Consider the following 22513-nt stretch of genomic DNA (forward strand, 5'->3'; position numbering starts at 1 on the left):
TGGCCGCGCATCCTCTCCGGCCAAGCATGGCGGATGCGACCGATGACCCCAAGATCAGGCTTCGAGGTTCCGCAGGCATCCCGATGGACCACCCTGCCGCGTGGCGCGCCAGCCTCCCTGCTCGCCCTGTTCGCCCTGCTGCTCGGCGGGTGGCCGCTGGCTAGCGGCGCGGCAGTCGCCCTGCTTCAGCCACCGCGTGTCGTAGACGGCACTCAGCCTTTCCACCTGACGCTGCTGGTCAGCGCCGACCAAGGCAATCGTCTCTACGAGATTCCCCAGACCCTGCAGGTCACGGCCGCGGCCGAACTCCTGGCGCCGCAGCCGCTTACGCTGCACCGCGTCACCGCAGGGCCGGCCATGCTGCGGCTACGCAAGGGCGAGATCCGCGCCATCGACTATGCCACCACCCTGCCGCCCGAGCTGCGCGGCCAGGTGCGGCTGGATGTGGCCGGCATCGACGCCGCGCCCGTGCTGATCACGCTGAACCGCGCTACCCAGCCCGGCGAACCCGCCGCGTCGCCGGCCGTGGCCGCCGCCGGCGGGGCTGCTGCCACCGCAGCTCCCGCAGGAACCGCCGCAGCCGCCGCAGTTGCCGGGGCCGCCGGCACCAAGGTGCCAGCCCAGCCTACCCCCGTGCCGACCCAGACCGAAGCGGCACTGGCGCCAGCCGACCTGCGCGAAAGCAGCCGGCTGACCCTCAACGAGCCGATGTATTTCGTCATTGGCGCGCACGATGGCGCCAACGCGAAATTCCAGCTCAGTTTCAAGTACCGCATTTTCGAGGGCAAGGATCCGGCCTCGCGCAGCCTGATCGACAACCTGTATTTCGCCTACACGCAGACCTCGCTGTGGGACCTGTCCAAGCCGTCGGCCCCGTTCCGCGACACCAGCTATCGCCCCAGCCTGTTCTACTACCTGTCAGACACAGGCGTGAAAGGACCGCATCTCTCACGGCTGTCGCTGGCGACAGGCCTGGAGCATGAGTCCAACGGACGCGACGGCGCCGAATCGCGCAGCATCAACACGGTTTTCGTGAAGCCGACTTTCTACCTGGGCGACCAGGCCAGCTGGCACTGGCGCATCGCCCCGAAGGCCTATCTCTACCTGGAGAAGAGCGACAACCCCGACATCGCCCACTATCGCGGCTATGTCGACCTGAACGTGGCTTACGGCAAGCCCGATGGCTGGGAGTTCGCCGGCATCCTGCGCAAAGGCACGCGCAGCGACTATGGCAGCCTGGAGGCGCGCGCCACCTATCCGCTGGCGCGCCTGATCCCCGGCACCGCCGGCTATCTGATGGCGCAGTACTTCATCGGCTACGGCGAAGACCTGCTGGATTACAACCACAGGATGCCCTGGCAGTTGCGTTTCGGCTACGCGCTGTCGCGCTGATTGCCCGCCGCGGCCGTACAGCCGCGGCAGCGCGCCGCACTCATCCGGCCAGCGGCTTGCCGCCGGCCTTCAGCCGCGCATTGGCGACAGCGGCGGCAAACTGGCCGTTGCCATGCCAGCCGGTGGCCCGCCCGAGCTTCTTGCCATGCTGGAAGAACATGAAGACGGGGATCCCATGCAGGCCGAAGCGCCGGCCCAAGTCCGGATGCGCGTAGACGTTGGCGTGCAGCCAGTGCAGGCCGAGATCGCGGAGCGGGTCCGGATTGGCCAGCATGGCCTGCTTGGCCATCTCGCAGTTGAAGCAGTCCACGCCCCAGAAGAACACGCAGACCAGTTTGTCGCCGGCCCCGGCGATGGCGGCGTCGATGGTGCTGCCGTCCACCTCCTGCATGGCGAAGAGATCGAAGGCCCGGTGGTCCGGGTGGTCCGCCTTGCCGGGCTGGGCCGAATGGGCCGTCTGGCTGGAATCGTGTGTCATAGGCCTGCGCATACCGCAATCAAGCGTTGATCCGAAAGGCTTTGTCCGCTACCCGGATCAGCCGAACGCCGCGGCCGTGATGCGGGCCGCCCCCGCGATCACGCCGTCCTTCGCCTTCGCATCGGCGCGCGCCTGCGTGTAGTAGACGGCCAGCACGATCGGCGCGCGCGACGGCGGCCACACCACACCCGCATCGTTCGTCGTGCCGTAGTCGCCGGTGCCCGTCTTGTCGCCCACCTGCCACCCAGCCGGCACGCCCGCGCGGATCCGCTTGTCGCCCACCTTGTTGCCACGCAGCCAGTCGATGAGCTGCGCACGCTGCGCGCCGGGCAGCGCGTCGCCGAGCGCGAGCACTTGCAGGCTCGCGGCCATCGCGGCGGGCGTCGTGGTGTCGCGCAGATCGCCCGGCAGCGCGGTGTTCAGCTCGGTTTCCCAGCGATCGAGCCGGAACGTGTCGTCGCCGATCGAACGCGCGAACGCGGTCACGGCCGACGGGCCGCCGATCAGCTTCATCAGCAGGTTCGCAGCCGAGTTGTCGCTGTACTGGATCGCCGCCGCGCACAGCTCGGCGACCGTCATCCCCGTGTCGATGTGCTTCCCTGAGACCGGCGAATAGTTCACGAGGTCGGCCTGCAGGTACGTCACGCGCTGCTGCAGCAACGCCGGGCGCTCGACGCTCTGCGCGAGCACCGCGGCGCCCAGCATCGCCTTGAACGTGCTGCAGAACGGGAAGCGCTCGTCGGCGCGATGCTGCAGGCGCCGGCCGGTCGCGCTGTCGATTGCGCACACGCCGAGGCGGCCGCCCGCGTCGCGCTCGAGCGCGGCGAACGACGCGGCAGCCGCGTCCGGCGCAGCGGCCTGCGACGATGCGCACGCGTTGAGAGTCAGGACGAGCGGCGCCGTCGCGGCAGCCAGCAACAGGGTTCGACGTTGCGATGAGTAAGTCATGTCGGTTGTCTCATGGTGGAATGAAGGCATCGGGGCATGCCCGACGCGGATTCAAACGGCCGGCCGGAGAGACAGCACTATCGTGACTTTACGGTTGCCTGACAAGCAACGATCCTTGTCACCTCCCCCTGCGCTGCCGCCTCGCCTTGCCGCGATCCGGCGGGCGGCAGGCTGCGGGACCAGCGCACAAAAACAAACGCCCGGGGCCTGTCGGCACCGGGCGCGGTTCGGCGCAATCCTGCGCCGGATGGCACAACGGCCGACTGGCCGCGGACGGCCTTACTTCGGTGCCGACACGGTCACGAGTGCCGGGCGTAGCACACGGTCGGCAATCAGGTAGCCGCGCTGCAGTACGGCCACCACCGTATTGGCCTCCTGCTCGGAGGGCACCATGGAGATTGCCTGGTGGCGATGCGGGTCGAACTTCTCGCCCACCGGATTCAGTTCGAGGATCTTGCCCTTCTCGAAGGCGTTGCTGAGCTGGCGAGCCGTCAGTTCCACGCCCTCGCGCAGCTTGGCAATGTCGCCGGAGCCATCGGACAGCGCCGCCTGCAGGCTGTCCATCACGGGCAGCAGGTGGTCGGCGAAGTTCTCGATCGCGAACTTGTGGGCCTTGGCCACGTCGTCCTGGGCGCGGCGGCGAATGTTCTCGCCCTCGGCGGTGGCGCGCAGGAACAGGTCGTAGTGCTCGCGCGCCTTGGTCTCGAGCGCAGCGATCTGGGCCGCCACATCCTCCACGGCAGCGGTTTCGGCCTGGGCCGGTGCCGCGTTGCTCGTGTCTTCGCCGGCTGGCGTCGTCGGGGATGGCGTCTGCTTCTGTTCTTCCATGTCGATCCGTAAATAAAGCACGGCCCGCGCAAAAGGCGGCCGTTGGGAGTCAATCGGCGAGTCTAACCCGCAACTGGTGGCGGGCAATCGATTTTCAAGAGTAAAACCAGCGGGGCACCGAAATACACCGTTACAAAGCGCCGTCCATTGCAAGCGCCGGCTTATTGCTATGCTGCACTGCACCCACTAAGATTACTCTAAACAAAGTGATAAAAATAACGGGGGGCGTGAATGCATCACCTACGGGTCCATGTCGAAGGATTCGCCATGCATAAGCTGCCTGTTATCGCGCTCTGCCTGATCGCCGTATTGTCGGCGATGACGACCTTCATCTGCCTGTCCGGCGCCCTGACCCCGCGCGATACGGAATACGGCAGCGGCAAGGCCATCTTCAAGCACTACATCATTCATTACCTGCGCTGATCCCCCACCGCAGGCACCCGTTCGCCCCGTTCAACTGCCGAGTCCATCCATGCGCCGCCGGTCGCGCTTGGTCGGCCGGCCATGCAGTTGCGCCGCCGGCTCGTTATGCAGCCTGCGGCGTTCCGCCTCGGCACGCCGCCGAGCCTGACTCTCTTCGGTTTCGGCATAAAGCGTCTGCGCCACCGGCGCCGATCCGCGCGCGGCTGCGATACCTTTCACCACCACTTCCCAGCGCTGGGCGTGCGCCTCCAGTACCACCGTGTCGCCGGGCCGGACTTCGCGCGAGTTCTTGCACGCCTGGCCGTTGACCTGCACCCGCCCGCGTTCGACCGCCTCGGCGGCGAGCGAGCGGGTTTTGAAGAAGCGCGCGCACCAAAGCCATTTGTCGATGCGCAGCCGGGCATCCGGCTCGAAGCTCACGTTCATGCCGCCGCTCCCCGGGTCTGGGCACGCGTGCGCAGCGCCTCCAGTTCGTGCGGATGCGGGGCGCGCAGTGGCCAGCCCTGCAGGTGCTGCAGGCCGATCTCGGCCATGCCGGTCAGCCAGGCCGGCGCATCGTTCAGGCAGGGAATGAAGTGGAAGGCATTGCCGCCCGCGACGCGAAATTCCGACTGCCCCTCCATGGCGATTTCCTCCAGCGTCTCGATACAGTCCGCCGGAAAACCCGGACAGAACACGTCGACCCGGCCCGCGCCCACCTTGCCCAGCTCGCGCAGCGTCGGCGCCGTATAGGGCTGCAGCCACTCCGCCCGGCCGAAGCGGGACTGGAAGGTGACCTGGTACTGCCCCGGCTGCAGTCCCAGCGCCTCGCCCAGCAGGCGGCCGGTCTTGAGACATTCACAGTGGTAGGGGTCGCCCAGTTCCAGCATGCGCCGCGGCAGTCCGTGGAAGGACAGGATCAGCTTGTCGCCGCGCGCGAAATCCGGCGTGCCGTGCTGGGCCCAGTAGGCGCCGACCTGCTGGTGCAGCGCGCCGATATAGGCCGGATGGTCGTGGAAATGCTTGACCAGGCGCAGCTCCGGCTGGTTGCGCCACTGCGCCAGCACGCGGAATACCTCGTCGAAGGCGGTCGCGGTGGTGCTGGCCGAGTACTGCGGATACATCGGCAGCACCAGCAGGCGCTCGGTACCCTGGCGCCGCAGCGCCTCCATCACCGAAGCGATCGACGGATTGCCGTAGCGCATCGCGCAGGCCACGGTCACCTCGTGCCCGTGCTGGTTCAGCAACAATTGCAGCCCGTGGGCCTGGCGCTCGCTGTGCACCAGCAGGGGCGAGCCGGTCATGTGCGCCTCGCGCAGCCAGATCGATTCGTATTTCATGGCCGAGGCGCGCGAACGCAGCGGCAGGATCGCGCCGTACAGGATCGGCAGCCAGGCCATGCGCGGGATTTCCACCACGCGCGGATCGGACAAGAACTCTTTGAGGTAGCGCCCCACCGCCTTGGGCGTGGGGGCATCCGGCGTGCCCAGGTTGATCAGCAGGATCGCGGTGCGCGGCGGCTGGCCGTGCTGGTAGGCCGGTTCTGGCGAAAATGTCATCTCATTTCCGGTATGGCGCGCCGGCGCGCGCCGTGTGCTGGCGGACGGGCCGCGGCAGCGCCGCGGGCCCGCGCGGGAAGGTCGTCAAGTGTGGCTGAGCGCGCTGGACAAGAGCCGCGCGGTGATGTCGACGATGGGAATCACGCGGTCATAGGCCATCCGGGTCGGGCCGATCACGCCCAGCGTGCCGACGATCTGGCCGTCGACCCCATAGGGCGCCGTGATCACCGCCATGTCCTCCAGCGGCACCAGCCGGCTCTCGCCGCCGATGAAGATCTGCACGCCCTCGGCATGGCTCGACACGTCGAGCAGCTGCAGCAGGCTGGTCTTGTGCTCGAACACGTCGAACAGCCGGCGCAGCTTGTCCATGCTGGAAGACAGGTCCTCCACTTCCAGCAGCTTGCGCTCGCCCGAGATGAAGACCTGCTCGTCCTCCTCGGCCATGGCGTCGCTGCCGGCCTCCACCGCCGCCTGCATCAGTTGCGACATATCCAGCCGCAGCGCCTGCAGCTCGCCACGGAGGTGGTCGCGCACGGCGTCGAAGCTCATGCCGGCGTAGTGGGAGTTGAAGAAGTTGGCGGCCTCGACCAGCTGGGCCGGCGTATAGGGCAGCTCGGTCTGGATGATGCGGTTCTGCACGTCGCCCTCGGGGGTGACGATGATCAGCAGGATGCGCTTGGCCGACAAGCGCATGAATTCCACCTGCCGGAAGGCCTGGGCACGGCGCGGCGTCATCACCACGCCGGCGAAATGCGACAGGTTGGACAGCGTGCGCGCCGCACTGGTCAGGATCCGCTGGGGCGCGAGCGGCTGGCCGCTGAGCTGGTCGTGGATCAGCTCGGCCAGCTCGCTCCGGTCCGGCGCGCCCTCGGGCGCGTTGGTGGTCAGGATGGAATCGACGAACAGACGATAGCCGCGCGGCGTCGGCACCCGGCCGGCCGAGGTGTGCGGACTGGAAATGAAGCCCATTTCCTCCAGATCGGACATCACATTGCGAATGGTCGCCGGTGACAGGTCCAGCCCCGAATACTTCGACAGGGTCCGCGAGCCGACCGGCTGCCCTTCGGCGATGTAGCGCTCGATCAGGGTCTTGAGCAGCGTTTTCGAACGTTCATCCATAATGCCCCGATTTTACGCAACTTTTACCCGATGGGGCGGACGGCGCAACAGGCCGCCGCAGTGGCGCCCCCGCCATGCTGACAACGGTCATGGCGGTATGGTCTAATCCGGGCATGTCCGCACACCCCAAGTCCGGCGCCGCCCGCGCCCCATTTCACACCGTCGCCCTGGTCGGCCGCTACTCCACGGCCGGCATCGAGGCGAGGCTCGAGGAACTGGCCTCCTGCATCCTGAAGAACGGCCAGGATGTGGTGTTCGAGCGCGATACCGCGCTCGCGACCGGGCTGACTGGCTACCCCGCCCTGGCGCCCGAGGAAATCGGCCGCCATGCCGATGTGGCCGTGGTGCTGGGCGGGGACGGCACCCTGCTGGGCATCGCCCGCCAGCTGGCCGGGCACGACGTGCCGCTGATCGGGGTCAACCACGGTCGTCTCGGTTTCATGACCGACATCCCCCTGGAAGACGTGCAGTCGGTGCTGCCGGACATGCTGGCCGGCCGGTTCGAGGCCGAGACCCGCATGCTGCTGGAGTCGCGCGTGGTGCGTGACGACGAGCAGATCTTCTCGGCGCTGGCCTTCAACGACGTGGTGGTCAACCGCTCCGGCATCTCGGGCATGGTCGAGCTGGCGGTCTCGGTGGACGGCTACTTTATGTACAACCAGCGTTCGGACGGCCTGATCGTGTCGACGCCGACCGGCTCGACCGCCTACGCGCTGTCGTCGGGCGGCCCGATCCTGCACCCCACGCTGTCCGGCCTGGTGCTGGTGCCGATCGCCCCGCACGCGCTGTCCAACCGGCCCATCGTGCTGCCGCACGATGCCGAGGTCACCATCGAAGTGGCCACGGCGCGCGACGCCAGCGTCAATTTCGACATGCAGTCGCTGACCTCCCTGCTGCCGGGAGACCGCATCGTCGTGCGCCGCTCGGACAAGACCATCAAGCTGCTGCACCCGGTGGGCTACAACTATTACGCCACGCTGCGCAAGAAGCTTCACTGGCACGAGTACCCGTCCGAAGACAACCGCCTCTGATCCGCCACCCAAGATGCTGCGCAGCCTGTCCATCCGCGACTTCGTCATCGTCGACACGCTCGACCTCGACTTTTCCGCCGGCTTCACCGTCTTCACCGGCGAGACCGGCGCCGGCAAGTCGATCCTGATCGACGCCCTGGCGCTGGTGCTGGGCGAGCGGGCCGACGCCGGCGTGGTGCGCGAGGGCGCCTCGCGCGCCAGCGTCAGCGCCACCTTCTCCACCCACTCCGCGCTGGATGCCTGGCTGGCTGAACGCGAACTGGCCGGCGACGGCGATGAACGCGGCAGCGTGCTGCTGCGCCGCACGGTGGATGCGGGCGGCCGCGGCAAGGCCTTTATCAACGGCGCGGCGGCCACGCTGGCGCAGCTGCGTGAGGTCGGCGACCTGCTGGTCGACATCCATGGCCAGCACGCCCACCAGCTGCTGCTGCGCCCGGACGCCCAGCGCCTGCTGCTCGACGCCCATGCCGGGCTGACGGCGCAGGCCGCGGCGGTGGCCGAGGCCTGGCGCACCTGGCGCGCCTGCGTGCGCCAGCGCGAAGCGGTCGAGCAGCAATCGCGCGAGATGCAGCTCGAACGCGAGCGCCTGGAATGGCAGGTCGGCGAGCTGGAGAAGCTCGCGCCCCAGCCGGGCGAATGGGACGAGATCCAGTCCGAATACAACCGCCTGTCGCACGCCGCCGGCCTGATCGATGGCGGCCGTGCCGCGCTAGACGCGCTGTCCGAGACCGACGGCTCGGTGCTGTCCGGCCTGAACGCCGTGGTGCAGCGGCTGCGCCAGCTGGCCGACATCGACCCGGCCTTGCGTGACGTGCTGGCGGCGCTGGAGCCGGCCCAGGTGCAGGCCGAGGAAGCCGCCCACTCTCTGAATCGCTACGTCGACCGCCTGGAGCTGGATCCCGAGCGGCTGCAGGCGGTGGAAGAGCGCATGCAGGCGCTGCACACCACCGCGCGCAAGTACCGCCTGCCGCCCGAGCAGCTGCCCGACGAACTGCTGGCGCGCCGGCAGCAGCTCGACGACCTGCAGGCCGCCCAGGACCTGAACAAGGTGACGGCGCGCGAGGCGGCCGCGCGCGCCGCCTACCTCACCATTGCGCGCCACCTGAGCGCGGCGCGCAAAGCCGCTGCCGAAGCGCTGTCGAGCGCCGTCACCGAGGCCATGCAGGGCCTGTCGATGGCCGGCGGCAGTTTCGCGGTGGCGCTGCACTCGCTCGAGGAAGGCCTCAGCCACGGCCTGGAACAGATCGAGTTCCTGGTCGCCGGCCATGCCGGCGTCAGCCCGCGTGCGCTCGCCAAGGTGGCCTCGGGCGGCGAGCTGGCCCGCATCAGCCTGGCCATCTCCGTCATCACCAGTGAAGCCGCGCCGACCCCGACGCTGATCTTCGACGAAGTCGATGCCGGCATCGGCGGCGCGGTCGCCGAAGTGGTGGGCCGCCGCCTGCAGGAGCTGGGGCGCAGCCGCCAGGTCCTGTGCGTGACCCACCTGCCCCAGGTCGCCGCCCAGGCCGGCAGCCATCTGCTGGTCAGCAAGGAAACCGTGGCCGGCGCCGACGGCGCGGTGACACGCTCGCGTATCCGCGTGCTGGACGCGGCCGGCCGCGTCGTGGAAACCGCCCGCATGCTGGGCGGCGCCACCGTGACGGCCACCACGCTGCAGCATGCCGAAGAGATGCTGGCCCAAGGCGCCCGCGACACCACGGCCGGCGCCAAGGAAAGCCGTCGGCCGCGACGCGTCGCCGGCTGAGGCTGCCGACGCCTGCACCTACCCCCCTTTCAGGAGATCCGATCCATGTCCACTCGCAAGCTGGCGCGCCCGCTGCTCGCCGGCGCCCTGGGCTTGGCCCTGGCGCTGGCTCTGGGCGCCCTGACGGGCTGCCAGGCCCAGTCGCAGCCCGCCCCCCCGCCGCCTGGGGGCATCAGCGCCGACCGTGCGGTCGGCGACATCATGGTGCGCTTCCGCGCACCCGCCGTGAATGATTCGATCGAGGCCGGCCGCTTGCTGGCCGCCATCCCGGGCCCCATGCGCTTTGTGGTCAAGCGCCCGATGTCGGGCGGCGTATGGCTGGTCACGGCCATCACGGACAAGCCCGATGCCACGCTGAACCAGGCTGTCGGCATCCTGCGCGAAGTGCCGCGGATCGAGGTGGCCGAGCCTGACCGCCTGCTGAAGCCCAACCGCAGCATGCCCACGTCGCGCGATATGCCGCCGGGCTGATCCGCCTGTCACAATACGATGGCATCCTGTCCCGCCGGAAGGCATCGCGCCGCCGGGGGCAGAACCAGCCGGCGGCGCCCACATGCCCGGGCGGGGTCACGCCGAAGCGAGGAACACGCAGTACCTGGCACGACAACAAGGAGAAGAAGATGCAGCGAGAAGCGTGGCACCCTTCGAGGATCATTCGTTGCGTCGGCCAGCCCTGGCGCGGACGCCGGCTCCCGGCATGGGCCCTGGCCGCGGCATGGGCCCTGACTGCGGCCGCCCTGCTGCCCGCGTCGATGCCTGCCATGGCGGCGGACGGCGGCGCGGCCACGGGCGCCACGCCGGCCACCGCCGTGCGCTACACCGGCAACTTCATCGTGCGCTGGCGCGACGGTAACGCCACGGCCAACTCGCAGCGCATGCTGCAGATCCAGCAGGCCACCGGCGTGGGGCTCGCGCTCCAGCGCCAGATGGGTGGCAACTACCAGTTGCTGAGCGTCAGCGGCGGCAATGCGGATCCCGAGGCCACCGCCGCGCGGCTGCGCCAGGATCCGCGCATCGCCGAGGTGGTGCCCGACCGCTGGCTGCACCTGAACGACACTGTACCGAACGATCCCTACTACGCCTCCGGCCCGTATCCGCAGTCGCTCTACATGGGCGCACCTGCCCAGACGCCGGGCGCCGCCAACCTGTCCAAGGCCTGGGACCGGACGCAAGGCAGCAACAGCATCGTGGTCGCCGTGGTCGACACCGGCTACCTGCCCCATCCCGACCTGGCCGCGCGCCTCGTCGCCGGCTACGACTTCATCAGCGATCCCAGCGCGGCCCGTGACGGCGATGGGCGTGACGCCAATGCCACCGACCAGGGCGATTACATCCCGGCCGGCTTCCAATGCCCGGGCGAATCCACCTCGAGCCCGACGCTGACGCCGAGCTCCTGGCACGGCACGCGCGTGGCCAGCGTGATCGGCGCGGTCACCAATAACGGCCAGGGCATTGCCGGTGTCGACTGGAACGCCCGCATCCAGCCGGTGCGCGTGGCCGGGGAATGCGGCGGACTGTTGTCGGACACCGTGGACGGCATGCGCTGGGCCGGTGGCCTGTCGGTGCCGGGCGTCCCCGACAACCCCACGCCGGCACGCGTGATCAATATCAGCCTGGGCGGCGGCAGCTGCAGCAGCATCGAACAGCAGGCGGTCAACGATCTCACCGCCAAGGGCGTGGTGGTGGTTGCCGCCGCCGGCAATTCCGGCGGCGCGGTCGAGGCGCCCGGCGACTGCAGCGGCGTGATCACCGTGACGGCGCACGTCAACAGCGGCGAGAAGGCCAGCTATGCCAGCACGGGTTCGCAGGTGGCGCTGAGTGCGCCGGGCGGCGGCTGCGGCGTGTCGAAGGCTGACGCCAACGGTAACTGCGCCTCGCCCTCGCTGATCCTGACGCTCTCCAACGACGGCCAGACCACGGCCGGCAACTTCGACCTCGTCGGCTCGGCCGGCACCAGCTTTTCCGCGCCGATGGTCAGCGGCGTGGCGTCGCTGATGCTCGCCGTGAATGGTTCGCTGACGCCGGCGCAGGTGGCCAGCGCCTTGAAGAGCTCGGCGCGCGCCTTCCCGGCGGGCACGTTCTGCGCCAACAACAGCGGCGTCTGCGGTGCCGGGCTGCTGGACGCGGCCGGCGCGCTGTCCGTGGCAAGCACCACGCCGACCACGCCCGCCACGCCGGCGCCGGCCCCATCGAGCGGCGGTGGTGGTGGCGGCGGCGCGGTACCGCCCTGGATGGCTGCGCTGCTGGCGGCCGCCGGCCTACTCTCCCTGCTCACCCAGCGCCGGCGCTGAACCGGCCAGCCGATGGCCGCGCCGACCGCGCGCGGCCATCGGCTGTACCGCACCACCCGGGCAGGCTCAGTCCCCAGGCGCCGAGCGGTCCGTTCCGCGCCGTGCACCCAGCCACTCTCCGGCCAGCCACAGCGCCAGCCCCGCCAGGGCGCCCGCCGCATGCGCCGCGCGCACGACGCTGAAACCCCAGCCCGTCTCGAACACCACAGGCGAAAGCCAGGACTGCTCCAGCCAGACCTTGGCCAGCACGCCCAGGCAAAGGCCGACACCGATGCCCCGCCACAGGCCGGGCACCCGCAAAAGACGCAGCCCACCCCATAGCGCCAGGCCGTGCAGGGCGCCTGACAAGCCGCCATACCAGGCAATGCCGGGCACACGCAGCAGCGCCAGCTGCGTGGCCAGTCCGCAAGCGACCAGCACGCCCAGCAGCGCGCCCGTGCGCGCGGCCCGGCCGGCAAGCAGCAGCAGTCCCGCCGCCGCCAGCGCGTCCGCCAGCCAGTGCTGCCATCCGAGGTGCACCCACATGGCCGTGGCCAGGCGCCACCATTGGCCACCCAGCACCGCATCGCGCAGGTAAAGGCCGTGGGCATGCAGCCATGGCATGAAGGTGAACAGGGCCGACAGCGCGGCCACGCCGGCCGCCGCACCCAGCAGCGGCCCCGCTGCCGCGCCGCCGTCCTTGCCGGCCCCCTGTGGCATCGCCGTTCAGCCGTCGCCCAGGGCCGCGCCGAAGACTGCCTGCCACAGCGTGCGCACGCTGCCGGTCTGCGCCGCCACCGAAGCAGGCTCCACGCGCGCCTGCGCATGGCCGTCCAGCCGCAGCTGGTGCTGGCGCGCACGGAACAGGCGATAGGCATCGCCCGCTTCCAGCGCCAGCCCGGCATCGATCAGGCCGAGTTCGCCCGCGGTGCGCAGCAGCGCGATATTGCCGCTGTTGCGCGTCAGCTCGGCGTGGGCGTTGCTGTGCAGCAGCACCAGGTACTGCACCGTGAACTCGATGTCGACCATGCCGCCGCGGTCATGCTTGAGGTCGAACAGCGCGCTGGGGTTGGGATGGCCCTCGGTCACCTTGGCCCGCATCTCGACGATCTCGCGCGCCAGCGCGGCGGCATCGCGCGGCTGGCGCAGCACCTCCTTGCGCAGTAGCTCGAAACGTTCGCCGATGTGGCGGTCGCCGGCGCAGAAGCGCGCCCGCGTCAGGGCCTGGTGTTCCCACACCCAGGCCGCATTGTCCCCCTCGCGCAGCTGGTACGGGCGGAAAGAGTCAAAGCTGGTCACCAGCAGGCCGGAGGCGCCATTGGGCCGCAGCCGCGTATCGACGTCGTACAGCATGCCGGCTGCGGTATGGCTGGTCAGCCAGGTGATCAGCCGGCGCGCGAAGGCGGCGTAGACCTCGGGCGCGCGCTCGTGATCGTCCTCGTACAGGAAGATGATGTCGAGGTCCGAGGCATAGCCCAGTTCCTTGCCGCCCAGCCGGCCGTAGGCGATCACGGCGAAGCGCGGCGTCTCGCAATGGCGCGTGGCGAGCTGGCGCCACACGGTGCGCATCGTCACCTCGAGCACGGCGTCGGCCAGGTCGGAAAGGCGGTCGGCCACCTGCTCCACCGTCAGCAGCCCCTGCAGGTCCTGCAGCAGGATGCGGAAGGTCTCGGCATGGTGCTCGCGCCGCAGGATATCCATCTGGGCCTCGATCTGCCCGTCGGTGGCGAGCAGGCGCTCGTCCAGCCGCTTCTGGAATGCGGCCCAGTCGGGCGCGTCCGCCAGCGCGTCGCTGTCGAGCAGCTCGTCGAGCAGTTGCGGATGGCGCGTCAGGTATTCGGCCGCCCAGCGCGAGGCGTGCAAGGTGTGCGCCACCCGAGCCATCGCCTGGGGGTATTCGGACAGCAGCGAAAGATAGGAGGCGCGCCGGCTGATGGCGTCCAGGAAATCGAGGAAGCGCGTGATGGTGCTGTCGGCGTCGTCCTGCTTGGCGGCGAGGTCCAGCGCCCGGTTCACCAGCAGGTCGAAGCGTACGCGGCTGGCCTCGGACAGGGCTCGGTAGCGCGGCGACACCAGGATCGCGCGCAGGCGGTCGAAGAGCGCACCGCAATCGCGGAAGCCGGCCGCCTGCAGGCGCGCGCAGGGCGACTCCTCGCCGCCCTCCTCGCCCCCGGTGCCGTCGGCCTCGTCGCGCACCAGGGCCGGCCACAGGGCCTCGCAGGGCGCCGTGTCGGGATCGGAAAAGGTGGCCTCGAACTGCTGCGCCACCGGCTCCTGCAATGCCTGCAGGCGTTCCAGCAGCGCATCCCAGCCGGCGCAGCCCATCATCTGTGCCACCGCCTGCTGCTCCTCCTGCGTGGTCGGCAGGTGGTGGGTCTGGGCATCGTCGCGATACTGCAGCCGATGCTCGAGCTGGCGCAGGAAGCGGTAGGCATCGGCCAGTTGCTCGGCCTGGTGCGCGGGCAGCAGCCCGCGCTCGACCGCCACGGCCAGCACCTCCAGCGTGGGCCGCACGCGCAGCGCCGGGTCCTGACCCCCGCGGATCAGCTGGAACACCTGGGCCATGAACTCGATCTCGCGGATGCCACCGCGACCGAGCTTGATATTGAAGGAGCGCTGGTTGACGCCGTGCCCCGCCAGGCCGCCGCTGCGCTTGGCCGCCTCGGCGCGGATCTGGGCGTGCAGCGAGCGGATCGCGGCGATCACGCCGTAGTCCAGGTAGCGGCGGAAGATAAAGGGCGAGGTAAGCTGCGACAGCAGCTTGGCGCTGCGCTGCGCATGCGGCGACGCCAGCGCGGACACGACCCGGCCCTTGATCCAGGCATAGCGTTCCCACTCGCGTCCCTGCACCACCAGATACTGCTCCAGCATGCCCAGGCTGCAGGCCAGCGGGCCGGCGTCGCCATTGGGGCGCAGCCGCATGTCGACGCGGAAGACGTAGCCGTCGGCGGTCACGTCCGCCAGCAGGTTGATCAGGCGCCGCCCCAGGCGGATGAAATACTCGTGGTTGGACAGGCTGCGGGTGCCGCCCTGGGTTTCGCCGTCTTCGTCATAGAGGAAGATCAGGTCGATGTCGGACGAGACGTTGAGCTCGCGCCCGCCGAGCTTGCCCATGCCGACCACCATCAGTTCCTGGACCTCGCCGCTCTGCTCGCCCACCGGGCGGCCGAAGGTGGCGGCCATGTCGTCGCCGAGCACGGCCAACCCGTGCTGGACGGCGAGCTCGGCCAGGTCCGACATCGCGCCGGTGACCTCGGCCAGCGTGGCAGCCCCGCGCAGGTCGCGTTCGATCACTACGCACATCACCTCGGCGCGCAGCCGGCGCAGGGCCTGCTTGGCGGCCTCCTCCACGTCGGCGGCTGGCTGCTGCAGCGCAGCCAGGCGCGACTCCATCCAGCCGCGCGTCAGCGGCTCCGACAGCGCCTGGCGCAGCACCGCTTCCAGGCCGGGGCGCGCCTGCAGGACGCGGCGCACATAATGCGAGTACGCGGACGAGTACAATGCCGTTTCAGCGTTGCCGGACAGGGAAACCCCGACCGACGGCATTGTGGCGAAAGCGCCGCCGGACATGCCGACCAGGACCTGCCCCCCGGCGGCCGGGTTCGTGGTTGCAGCGGGCGCAGGCTCGGAACGCGTCGATTCGGGAGCAGTCATTCAGTGGTCAGAAATGCGTGTGTGGTCGCCGCCCGTAGTGTTGCGAGAAGCCGGACAGGCACCGGATTGGAGAGCGGCTAGTATTGTCGGATAATTTGCGCATGTCCAGCCGCACGCCCCCACCCGCAGAACGCGCTGCCAGCGGCAGCGCCACGGCCGGGCCTGAGTCCGCGGCCAGCCTCCCCGACGGCAGCCTCGGCGCCGGCGCCACGCGCGCCGGCGCGCGCGCGCTCGGCCGCCTGCTGGCCGAGCTGCGCGACCACCCGCTCTGGCCTGGCCTGGGGCGCGCACTGCTGCGCCTGGCTGCGGTGCTGGCGCTGGTCGCCATGGTGCTGGGGCTGCTGATCCGCTTCGTGCTGTGGCCGCAGGCATCCGCCGCGCGGCAATGGCTGGAGGGCCGGGCCTCGGCCACCGTCGCCGCCCACGTCACCATCGGCGCGCTCGACACCTACTGGGATGGCTGGCACCCCGCCTTCCGCGCAAGGAACCTGCGGGTGGTCGACGACGAGCGCCATGTGCTGGTCGCGGCCGGCGCCATCGACGGCGCGCTGTCCTGGCGCTCGCTGTTCAGCATGGACCTGCGCTTCGTGCGCGTGGCCGCCACGCAGACCGACCTGCTGGTGCGGCGCACGCCGGCCGGCAAGCTGCTGGTGGCCGGCATGCCGATCGACCCCGCCAGCAATCGCTCCAACGACAATCGCTTCCTCGACTGGCTGATGGGCCAGGGCCGCATCGAGCTCGACAGCGGCAAGCTGCGCTGGCTGGACGACATGGCGCACCTGCCCCAGCTGGAGGTTGCCGACATCCACCTGAGCGTCAAGCGCGACGGCGTCCGCCACCTGCTCCGGCTGGAGGCGCGCTCCGCTGCCTTGTCGCCGCAGCCCCTGGTGCTGCAGGCCGATGTCCGCCACGAATACCTGCACCGGGCCGGCGACTGGCATACCTGGTACGGCCAGGCCAGCTGGGACCTCGCCAAGCTGCAACTGCCTGTGGCCCAGCGTTACCTGAGCCTCTTCCGCAACGTCAACAGCGGCACCTTCAGCACCGACGGGACGGTCGAGTTCCGCGCCGGCACGATCGTGCGCAGCCAGGCCCGCCTGCGCGCCAGCGCCGTCGACCTGCAGCTGGCCGGCGCGCCCGAGCCGCTGCGCCTGGCCAATGCGCAGGCCTTCCTGGTGCACCGGGCCGACCGCCAGGGCAATCAGCAGCTTACCGTCGATACCTTGCTGTGGCAGCCCGCCGCCGTGGAAGGGCCGCCGCAGGCCGGCGCCGACACGGCCTGGCGCGAAGGCATGCGCAAGGTGACGGTAGGCTGGGCCTACGACGGCAAGGGCGGGCTGCGCAAGTTCTCGCTCAAGGCGCCCAGCTTCGACCTCAACGCCATCCGCACGCTTGCCACCACCCTGCCGCTCGACAGCGGCGTGCTGCGCCAGTTGCGCGCGCTGCAGCCGGCGGGACACATCGACAACCTCGATATCAACTGGAGCCGCGAGCACCCCGGGCTGCTGAGCCGGCGCGCCGCCGGCACCCACTATGCGGTACAGGGCACGTTGCGTGACGTCTCGGTGCGCGCCCAGCCCGCCGCCCAGCCCGCTGGCAGCCACGCCACCGGCGTGCCCGGCTTCGCCCACCTGTCCGGCAGCTTCAGCTTCGACGAGCGCCAGGGCAGCGCGCGCCTCGAAGGCAACGGTGCGACACTGACCCTGCCCGGCGTATTCGAGGACCCCAACCTGCCCTTCGACGAGCTGAGCGGGGAATTCCGCTGGACACACGCCGACGGCGGCCTGCAGGTGCGCACGAGCGGCGTGCGCTTCGCCAACGCCGATGCGGCGGGTACCGTGCGCGGCAGCTGGCAGGCCGGCGGCGAAAGCAAGGCGGGCATCGCCGACATCTCCGGCGAACTCTCCCGCGCACAGGTCGCACGGGTGCCCCGCTACCTGCCGCTCGGGCTGCCGGCCGACACGCGCCACTACCTGGCCGGTGCCCTCGCCGGCGGCGAAGCGGCCAACGTCAAGTTCCTGCTGCGCGGTGACCTCAGCCACTTCCCCTTCCACGGCGCACAGCACGACAAAACGGGGGATTTCCGCGTCGAAGTGCCCGTCCAGCGCATGAGCTACCAGATCGCGCCGCACGAGTCCGCAGCGGGCGGCGGCCCCGCCTGGCCGCTCTTCACCGACATCGCCGGCCAACTGCTGTTCGAGCGCGGCGCCCTCTCCTTCGTCGCCGAGCGCGCTGCGGTACAGGGCATGCCCGGCATCGTGCTGCGCGACGTCACCGGCCATATCGCCGACCTGGACGACCACGGCCATCTGCTGCTGGAAGGCGCCGCGCAAGGCCCGATGCAATCCTTCCTGCGCTTTATCGCCGCCAGCCCGGTGCACGGCTGGACCGGCCAGGTGATGGCCGACTCCCGCGCCCAGGGCAACGGCGAACTGAAGCTGAAGCTGGACCTGCCCCTGACCGACGCCAGCAATTCCAAGGTCGACGGGCAGTTCCGCCTGCCTGGCAACGACGTGGTGCTGGCAGCCGCGCTGCCCCCACTGTCGGGCGCCAGCGGCACGATCGCCTTCAGCGAGAAGGGTTTCCAGCTCGTCAATGTGCGCGGCCGCATGCTTGGCGGCGAGGTGCGCGCCGGCGGCGGCACCCAGCCTGACGGCTCCACGCGCGTGAGCGTCAGCGGCACCGCCAACGCGGCCGGCATCCGCGACGCGCTGGCCGGGACCGCGCTGGCCAGCCTGGCCGGCACCCTCGAAGGCAGTACCGCTTACAACGCCACCGTGGGCGTGCACGAGCACCAGACGCAGGTGCAGATCAGCTCCGATCTCACCGGCATGGCGCTCGGGCTGCCTGCCCCCCTGGCCAAGAACGCGGCGCAGGCGGTGCCGCTGCGCTTTGAACTGCGGCCCGCCACCGGCGCGGGCCGCGCCGACCAGCAGGAAATGCTGCTGCAGTACGGCGGCGTGCTCAACGCGCGCTACCTGCTCAAGCGTGATGCCAACGGCGCGCTGGCCGTGCAGTCCGGCGCCATCGGCACGCAGGAGCCGGCGCCCTTGCCGGCCAGGGGCGTCGCCGCTACCTTGACGCTGGAGCGCTTCGACCTCGACGCCTGGCGCGCCGCGCTGGGCGAAATCGGCGGCGGCGACGCTCCCGGGGACGCACCGTCCGGCTTCCTGCCCGATCGCATCGCGGTGCGCACACGCACGCTGCACATCCTGAGCCGCGACCTGGAGGAAGTCTCGCTCGATATCAGCCGCCAGGACGACGGCTGGGACTTCCAGGTCGATTCCCGCCAGATCGCCGGCACCATGGGCTGGCGGCCGCGCCCGGGCAGCACGGTGGGCGCGCTGCGCATGCGCCTGACGCGGCTGAACATTCCCGACGCGGCCGACGCCGGCAAGGCGGCCGACGCGATCGCCGCCAATATCGCCGAGCTGCCGGCGATCGACATGGTCGCCGACCATTTCGAGTTGCGCGGGCGCGATTTCGGCAAGCTGGAAATGAAGGCCCAGAGCGGCAACGCCGATGGCGAGCCGGTCTGGACGCTGGAGAACCTGAAGATCGAGCAACCCGCCGCCACGCTGACCGGGCGCGGCAGCTGGCGCCTGCCGCGTCGGCTGCGCGGCGACGACCAGGCCGCCCGCCGCACGCAGTTGAGCTTCGAACTGGACATCCGCAACGCCGGGCAACTGCTCGAGCGCATGGGCCTGCCCCACACGGTGCGCGATGGCCACGGCAAGCTGGAAGGCCGCGTGGCCTGGCGCGGCTCGCCGATTTCGATGGACTACCCCAGCCTCTCGGGCAAGCTGTCGCTGCAGCTGGAGAACGGCCAGATCCTGTCGGTCGAACCCGGTGCCGCGCGGCTGCTCGGCGTGCTCAGCCTGCAAGGCCTGCTGCGCATCGCCACGCTCGACTTCCGCAGCCTGGCCGGCCAGGGCACCGTGTTCGACAAGATCGCCGGCGATGGCACCATCGAGAGCGGCGTGGGCACCATTCACGACTTCTACTTCAAGGGCGCGCAGCTGAACGCGACCATGACGGGCTCCGCCGACCTGCTGCGCGAGACGCAGGACCTGCGCGTGGCCGTGGTGCCCCGCATCAATGCCACCTCCACCTCGGTCGCGGCGGCCTTTATCAACCCGGCGCTAGGCATCGGCACGCTGGCCGCGCAACTGCTGTTCGCCGACGAGTTCTCCAAGGCCTTTACGCAGCATTACCATATCAGCGGAAGCTGGGCGAACCCGCAGATCGAGAAAGTGGAGCAGAATCGGGCTCCATACCACAAACCGTCCGACCGCCCGGAGGCGCGCTAGCTTCCGGGCGCCGCGGCATCCCCTTCCAGGAAACCGACCGATGAGCACTCCCGCCCTCTTCCGCGTCGCCGCCGTGCAGATGGTGAGCGGCATTTCGCTGGAAGCCAACCTGGCACGCGCCGGCGCGCTGATCGACGAGGCCGCGCGCAGCGGTGCCGAGCTGGTGCTGCTGCCGGAGTACTTCTGCATGATGGGCCAGCGCGAAACCGACAAGGTGGCGGTGCGCGAGCAGGATGGCGACGGCCCGATCCAGCGCTTCCTGGCCGACGCCGCGCGGCGGCACGGCATCTGGCTGGTCGGCGGCACGCTGCCGCTCTGGTGCGAGGATCCGGCGCGGGTCTACAACACCTCGCTCGCCTTCGATCCGCGCGGCGAGCGCGTGGCGCGCTACGACAAGATCCACCTGTTCGGCTTCACCCGCGGCAGCGAAAGCTATGACGAGGCGCGCACCATCCAGGCCGGCACGCAGCCGGTGCGCTTCGAAGCACCGTGCGGCGCGGTCGCCATGTCGGTCTGCTATGACCTGCGCTTCCCCGAGCTGTACCGTGCGCTGGCCCGGGAGGGCGGCGCCAACCTGATCCTGATGCCTGCGGCCTTCACCTATACGACGGGACAGGCCCATTGGGAGATCCTGCTGCGCGCGCGCGCCATCGAGAACCAGTGCTATGTGCTGGCCGCGGCCCAAGGCGGGCGCCACGAGAACGGACGGCGCACCTGGGGGCACTCGATGCTGGTCGATCCCTGGGGCGAGGTGCTTGCCATGCTGCCGGAGGGCGAAGGCATCATCAGCGGCACCATCGACCCGGCACGGCTGGGCGAGATCCGGCAGAACCTGCCAGCGCTGCGCCACCGGGTGCTGTAGCATTGGAACCCAGTCATCCGACCCACACTTCTTCCGTATCCGACGCGCCGGCAGTCCGGCGCGCGATGACGAAACAAAGGAACACCATGACCGCCGGCGATCTCGGAATCCGCAACCTCGCCACCGCGCAGCAACTGCTGCTGACGCCCTACGGCCTCGACGAAGCCAAGCTGCAGCGCGTGCTGGCCGACATCTTCACGCACAAGGTCGACTATGCCGACCTGTACTTCCAGTACACCCGCAATGAGGCCTGGAGCCTGGAGGAAGGCATCGTCAAGTCGGGCAGCTTCAGCATCGACCAGGGCGTGGGCGTGCGTGCCGTGTCGGGCGACAAGACCGCCTTCGCTTACTCCGACGAGATCAGCCTGCCAGCGCTGAACCAGGCGGCGGCGGCCACGCGCACCATCGGCCGCGCCGGCAACGGCCGCGTCAAGGTAGCGGGCGCGCTGTCCTCGCAGGGCGGGCGCGACCTTTATACGCCCAATGACCCGCTCGACTCGATGAGCGCTGCCGACAAAGTGGCCCTGCTCGAGCGTATCGAACGCATGGCGCGCGCCAAGGACCCGCGCGTGGTGCAGGTGATGGCCGGCCTGGCGGGCGAGTATGACGTGGTGCTGGTGGCACGCGGCGACGGCGTGATCGCTGCCGACGTGCGGCCGCTGGTGCGCGTGTCCGTCACCGTGATCGCCGAGCACAACGGACGCCGCGAGATCGGCTCGTCCGGCGGCGGCGGCCGCTACGCGTACGGCTACTTCACCGATGCGCTGCTGGAAAAGTACGTCGACGAAGCCGTCTCCTCGGCCCTGGTCAATCTGGAAGCGCGCCCCGCGCCGGCCGGCGCCATGACCGTGGTGCTGGGCCCGGGCTGGCCCGGCGTGTTGCTGCACGAGGCCGTGGGCCACGGCCTGGAAGGCGACTTCAACCGCAAGGGCTCGTCCGCCTTCGCCGGCCGCATGGGTGAGCGCGTGGCAGCCAAGGGCGTCACCGTGGTCGACGACGGCACGCTGGCCAACCGCCGCGGTTCGCTGAACCTGGACGACGAGGGCAACCCCACCCAGTGCACCACGCTGATCGAGGACGGCATCCTGCGCGGCTATATGCAGGACACGCTCAATGCGCGGCTGATGAAGATGCCCGTGACCGGCAATGCCCGCCGCGAAAGCTATGCCGCGCTGCCGATGCCGCGCATGACCAACACCTACATGCTCAATGGCAACCGCGATCCGCAGGAGATCATCGCCAGCGTCAAGCGCGGCCTGTACGCGGTCAACTTCGGCGGCGGCCAGGTCGATATCACCAACGGCAGGTTCGTCTTCTCGGCCAGCGAGGCCTACCTGATCGAGGACGGCAAGATCACCGCCCCGGTCAAGGGCGCGACGCTGGTGGGCAACGGTCCGGAATCGCTGAAGGACGTCACCATGATCGGCAACGACATGCGGCTCGACTCGGGCGTCGGCGTCTGCGGCAAGGACGGCCAGAGCGTGCCTGTCGGCGTGGGCCAGCCCACGCTGCGCATCGAGAACATGACCGTCGGCGGCACGGCCTGAGCCGCGTGCTGCGGCGAAAAGGCGGGCCGGATGGCCCGCCTTTTTCTTTCCGCCCCTTGCAGGGCATGCGCGCGCGGCGATGGCCGATGCAGGGCACGCTTGCCAAGTTCCTGAAAACGCGCTATAAAGATGCTTCGTTGCTTCGCATAAAACCGCTCCTGCCGGTAGTTTTCGCAGCAACGGCGCAATTTAATGCTTCACCTAAGCCTTCTGACAACGCAAGCTGACCCGCATTTCCGTCATGTCCGCCAAGTTTTACTTTTACTTTTTTAGCGATCTCGCACCGCTGGCGGAAGGAGAGGGAAGCTTGTAAGCGTCTCCAGAATTCAAAAAAAGCCGCCAGCGAACCTGGCGGCTTTTTTTATCCCG

18 protein-coding genes are annotated in these 22513 nt (G+C 69.6%); 10 read left to right on the plus strand and 8 right to left on the minus strand.

From position 1 onward, the window contains the following. The first annotated feature begins 42 nt into the window (after positions 1-42). Positions 43-1392, plus strand: coding sequence for a phospholipase A (locus AC1Z3O_RS11760; protein ID WP_483515898.1), 1350 nt, complete (start codon positions 43-45; stop codon positions 1390-1392). A 40-nt stretch (positions 1393-1432) separates the two neighbouring features. On the opposite strand, the gene AC1Z3O_RS11765 is transcribed toward AC1Z3O_RS11760, so the two are convergent. From AC1Z3O_RS11765 to grpE, 3 genes are all read right to left on the minus strand, one after another. Beyond that, the gene (locus AC1Z3O_RS11765; RefSeq protein WP_483515899.1) at positions 1433-1870 is read right to left on the minus strand and encodes a thioredoxin family protein; all 438 of its coding nucleotides are present in this window, start codon (positions 1868-1870) and stop codon (positions 1433-1435) included. 57 nt (positions 1871-1927) lie between these two features. Next, positions 1928-2818: a PEN family class A beta-lactamase, Bcc-type gene (gene blaPEN-bcc, locus AC1Z3O_RS11770; RefSeq protein ID WP_483515900.1), complete on the minus strand. Its 891-nt coding sequence runs from the start codon at positions 2816-2818 to the stop codon at positions 1928-1930. Positions 2819-3097: 279 nt separating this feature from the next. Continuing rightward, positions 3098-3646 (minus strand): nucleotide exchange factor GrpE, encoded by a 549-nt coding sequence (gene grpE / locus AC1Z3O_RS11775; protein WP_483515901.1) that lies wholly within the window; start codon positions 3644-3646, stop codon positions 3098-3100. A 267-nt stretch (positions 3647-3913) separates the two neighbouring features. Between grpE and AC1Z3O_RS11780 the strand changes: the two genes are divergently transcribed. After that, on the plus strand, positions 3914-4069 hold the full coding sequence (locus tag AC1Z3O_RS11780; protein ID WP_483515902.1) for a hypothetical protein: 156 nt from the start codon (positions 3914-3916) through the stop codon (positions 4067-4069). A 30-nt stretch (positions 4070-4099) separates the two neighbouring features. Here the strand turns inward: AC1Z3O_RS11780 and AC1Z3O_RS11785 are convergent, their stop codons facing one another. From AC1Z3O_RS11785 to hrcA, 3 genes are all read right to left on the minus strand, one after another. Then, entirely contained in the window at positions 4100-4495 is a 396-nt protein-coding gene (locus tag AC1Z3O_RS11785) for an RNA-binding S4 domain-containing protein (protein ID WP_483515903.1), read from the minus strand. Continuing rightward, positions 4492-5607, minus strand: coding sequence for a ferrochelatase (gene hemH / locus AC1Z3O_RS11790; RefSeq protein WP_483515904.1), 1116 nt, complete (start codon positions 5605-5607; stop codon positions 4492-4494). The genes AC1Z3O_RS11785 and hemH overlap by 4 nt, the downstream gene beginning before the upstream one ends. 84 nt (positions 5608-5691) lie before the next feature. Next, positions 5692-6726 (minus strand): heat-inducible transcriptional repressor HrcA, encoded by a 1035-nt coding sequence (gene hrcA, locus AC1Z3O_RS11795; RefSeq protein ID WP_483515905.1) that lies wholly within the window; start codon positions 6724-6726, stop codon positions 5692-5694. Positions 6727-6815: 89 nt separating this feature from the next. Between hrcA and AC1Z3O_RS11800 the strand changes: the two genes are divergently transcribed. The 4 genes from AC1Z3O_RS11800 to mprA all read left to right on the plus strand — a co-directional run bounded on the left by AC1Z3O_RS11800 (position 6816) and on the right by mprA (position 11792). Next, positions 6816-7757, plus strand: a complete 942-nt coding sequence (locus AC1Z3O_RS11800) for an NAD kinase (RefSeq protein ID WP_483517586.1) — start codon at positions 6816-6818, stop codon at positions 7755-7757. 13 nt (positions 7758-7770) lie between these two features. After that, on the plus strand, positions 7771-9501 hold the full coding sequence (recN, locus tag AC1Z3O_RS11805) for a DNA repair protein RecN (RefSeq protein ID WP_483515906.1): 1731 nt from the start codon (positions 7771-7773) through the stop codon (positions 9499-9501). Positions 9502-9546: 45 nt separating this feature from the next. Further along, on the plus strand, positions 9547-9972 hold the full coding sequence (locus tag AC1Z3O_RS11810; RefSeq protein ID WP_483515907.1) for a hypothetical protein: 426 nt from the start codon (positions 9547-9549) through the stop codon (positions 9970-9972). A 149-nt stretch (positions 9973-10121) separates the two neighbouring features. After that, a complete protein-coding gene (gene mprA / locus AC1Z3O_RS11815) occupies positions 10122-11792 on the plus strand; it encodes an MprA protease, GlyGly-CTERM protein-sorting domain-containing form (protein ID WP_483515908.1) in 1671 nt (556 codons plus the stop codon). Positions 11793-11858: 66 nt separating this feature from the next. On the opposite strand, the gene rrtA is transcribed toward mprA, so the two are convergent. Together rrtA and glnE are read right to left on the minus strand one after the other, a co-directional pair. Next, a complete protein-coding gene (gene rrtA / locus AC1Z3O_RS11820; RefSeq protein WP_483515909.1) occupies positions 11859-12491 on the minus strand; it encodes a rhombosortase in 633 nt (210 codons plus the stop codon). A gap of 6 nt (positions 12492-12497) precedes the next feature. Then, positions 12498-15341, minus strand: coding sequence for a bifunctional [glutamate--ammonia ligase]-adenylyl-L-tyrosine phosphorylase/[glutamate--ammonia-ligase] adenylyltransferase (glnE, locus tag AC1Z3O_RS11825; protein WP_483517587.1), 2844 nt, complete (start codon positions 15339-15341; stop codon positions 12498-12500). 185 nt (positions 15342-15526) lie between these two features. Here glnE and AC1Z3O_RS11830 point away from each other — a divergent pair, with 185 nt between their 5' ends. The 4 genes from AC1Z3O_RS11830 (at position 15527) to AC1Z3O_RS11845 (ending at position 22371) form a co-directional block, all read left to right on the plus strand. Then, positions 15527-19735: a YhdP family protein gene (locus tag AC1Z3O_RS11830; protein WP_483515910.1), complete on the plus strand. Its 4209-nt coding sequence runs from the start codon at positions 15527-15529 to the stop codon at positions 19733-19735. Between the two features lie 40 nt (positions 19736-19775). Beyond that, complete coding sequence (locus AC1Z3O_RS11835; protein ID WP_483515911.1) at positions 19776-20597, plus strand: carbon-nitrogen hydrolase family protein; 822 nt, start codon at positions 19776-19778, stop codon at positions 20595-20597. Positions 20598-20683: 86 nt separating this feature from the next. Next, a complete protein-coding gene (gene tldD / locus AC1Z3O_RS11840) occupies positions 20684-22144 on the plus strand; it encodes a metalloprotease TldD (RefSeq protein WP_483515912.1) in 1461 nt (486 codons plus the stop codon). A gap of 86 nt (positions 22145-22230) precedes the next feature. Beyond that, positions 22231-22371: a hypothetical protein gene (locus AC1Z3O_RS11845; protein WP_483515913.1), complete on the plus strand. Its 141-nt coding sequence runs from the start codon at positions 22231-22233 to the stop codon at positions 22369-22371. The last annotated feature ends 142 nt before the right edge of the window (positions 22372-22513 follow it).

This window comes from Cupriavidus sp. 09_S30 (assembly GCF_056930435.1).

Coding starts and splice junctions, on each gene's coding strand:
- AC1Z3O_RS11760 (WP_483515898.1), top strand. CDS start 43: ATGACCCCAAGATCAGGCTTCGAGGTTCCGCAGGCATCCCGATGGACC.
- AC1Z3O_RS11765 (WP_483515899.1), bottom strand. CDS start 1,870: ATGACACACGATTCCAGCCAGACGGCCCATTCGGCCCAGCCCGGCAAG.
- blaPEN-bcc (WP_483515900.1), bottom strand. CDS start 2,818: ATGACTTACTCATCGCAACGTCGAACCCTGTTGCTGGCTGCCGCGACG.
- grpE (WP_483515901.1), bottom strand. CDS start 3,646: ATGGAAGAACAGAAGCAGACGCCATCCCCGACGACGCCAGCCGGCGAA.
- AC1Z3O_RS11780 (WP_483515902.1), top strand. CDS start 3,914: ATGCATAAGCTGCCTGTTATCGCGCTCTGCCTGATCGCCGTATTGTCG.
- AC1Z3O_RS11785 (WP_483515903.1), bottom strand. CDS start 4,495: ATGAACGTGAGCTTCGAGCCGGATGCCCGGCTGCGCATCGACAAATGG.
- hemH (WP_483515904.1), bottom strand. CDS start 5,607: ATGACATTTTCGCCAGAACCGGCCTACCAGCACGGCCAGCCGCCGCGC.
- hrcA (WP_483515905.1), bottom strand. CDS start 6,726: ATGGATGAACGTTCGAAAACGCTGCTCAAGACCCTGATCGAGCGCTAC.
- AC1Z3O_RS11800 (WP_483517586.1), top strand. CDS start 6,816: ATGGCGGTATGGTCTAATCCGGGCATGTCCGCACACCCCAAGTCCGGC.
- recN (WP_483515906.1), top strand. CDS start 7,771: ATGCTGCGCAGCCTGTCCATCCGCGACTTCGTCATCGTCGACACGCTC.
- AC1Z3O_RS11810 (WP_483515907.1), top strand. CDS start 9,547: ATGTCCACTCGCAAGCTGGCGCGCCCGCTGCTCGCCGGCGCCCTGGGC.
- mprA (WP_483515908.1), top strand. CDS start 10,122: ATGCAGCGAGAAGCGTGGCACCCTTCGAGGATCATTCGTTGCGTCGGC.
- rrtA (WP_483515909.1), bottom strand. CDS start 12,491: ATGCCACAGGGGGCCGGCAAGGACGGCGGCGCGGCAGCGGGGCCGCTG.
- glnE (WP_483517587.1), bottom strand. CDS start 15,341: ATGTCCGGCGGCGCTTTCGCCACAATGCCGTCGGTCGGGGTTTCCCTG.
- AC1Z3O_RS11830 (WP_483515910.1), top strand. CDS start 15,527: ATGTCCAGCCGCACGCCCCCACCCGCAGAACGCGCTGCCAGCGGCAGC.
- AC1Z3O_RS11835 (WP_483515911.1), top strand. CDS start 19,776: ATGAGCACTCCCGCCCTCTTCCGCGTCGCCGCCGTGCAGATGGTGAGC.
- tldD (WP_483515912.1), top strand. CDS start 20,684: ATGACCGCCGGCGATCTCGGAATCCGCAACCTCGCCACCGCGCAGCAA.
- AC1Z3O_RS11845 (WP_483515913.1), top strand. CDS start 22,231: ATGCAGGGCACGCTTGCCAAGTTCCTGAAAACGCGCTATAAAGATGCT.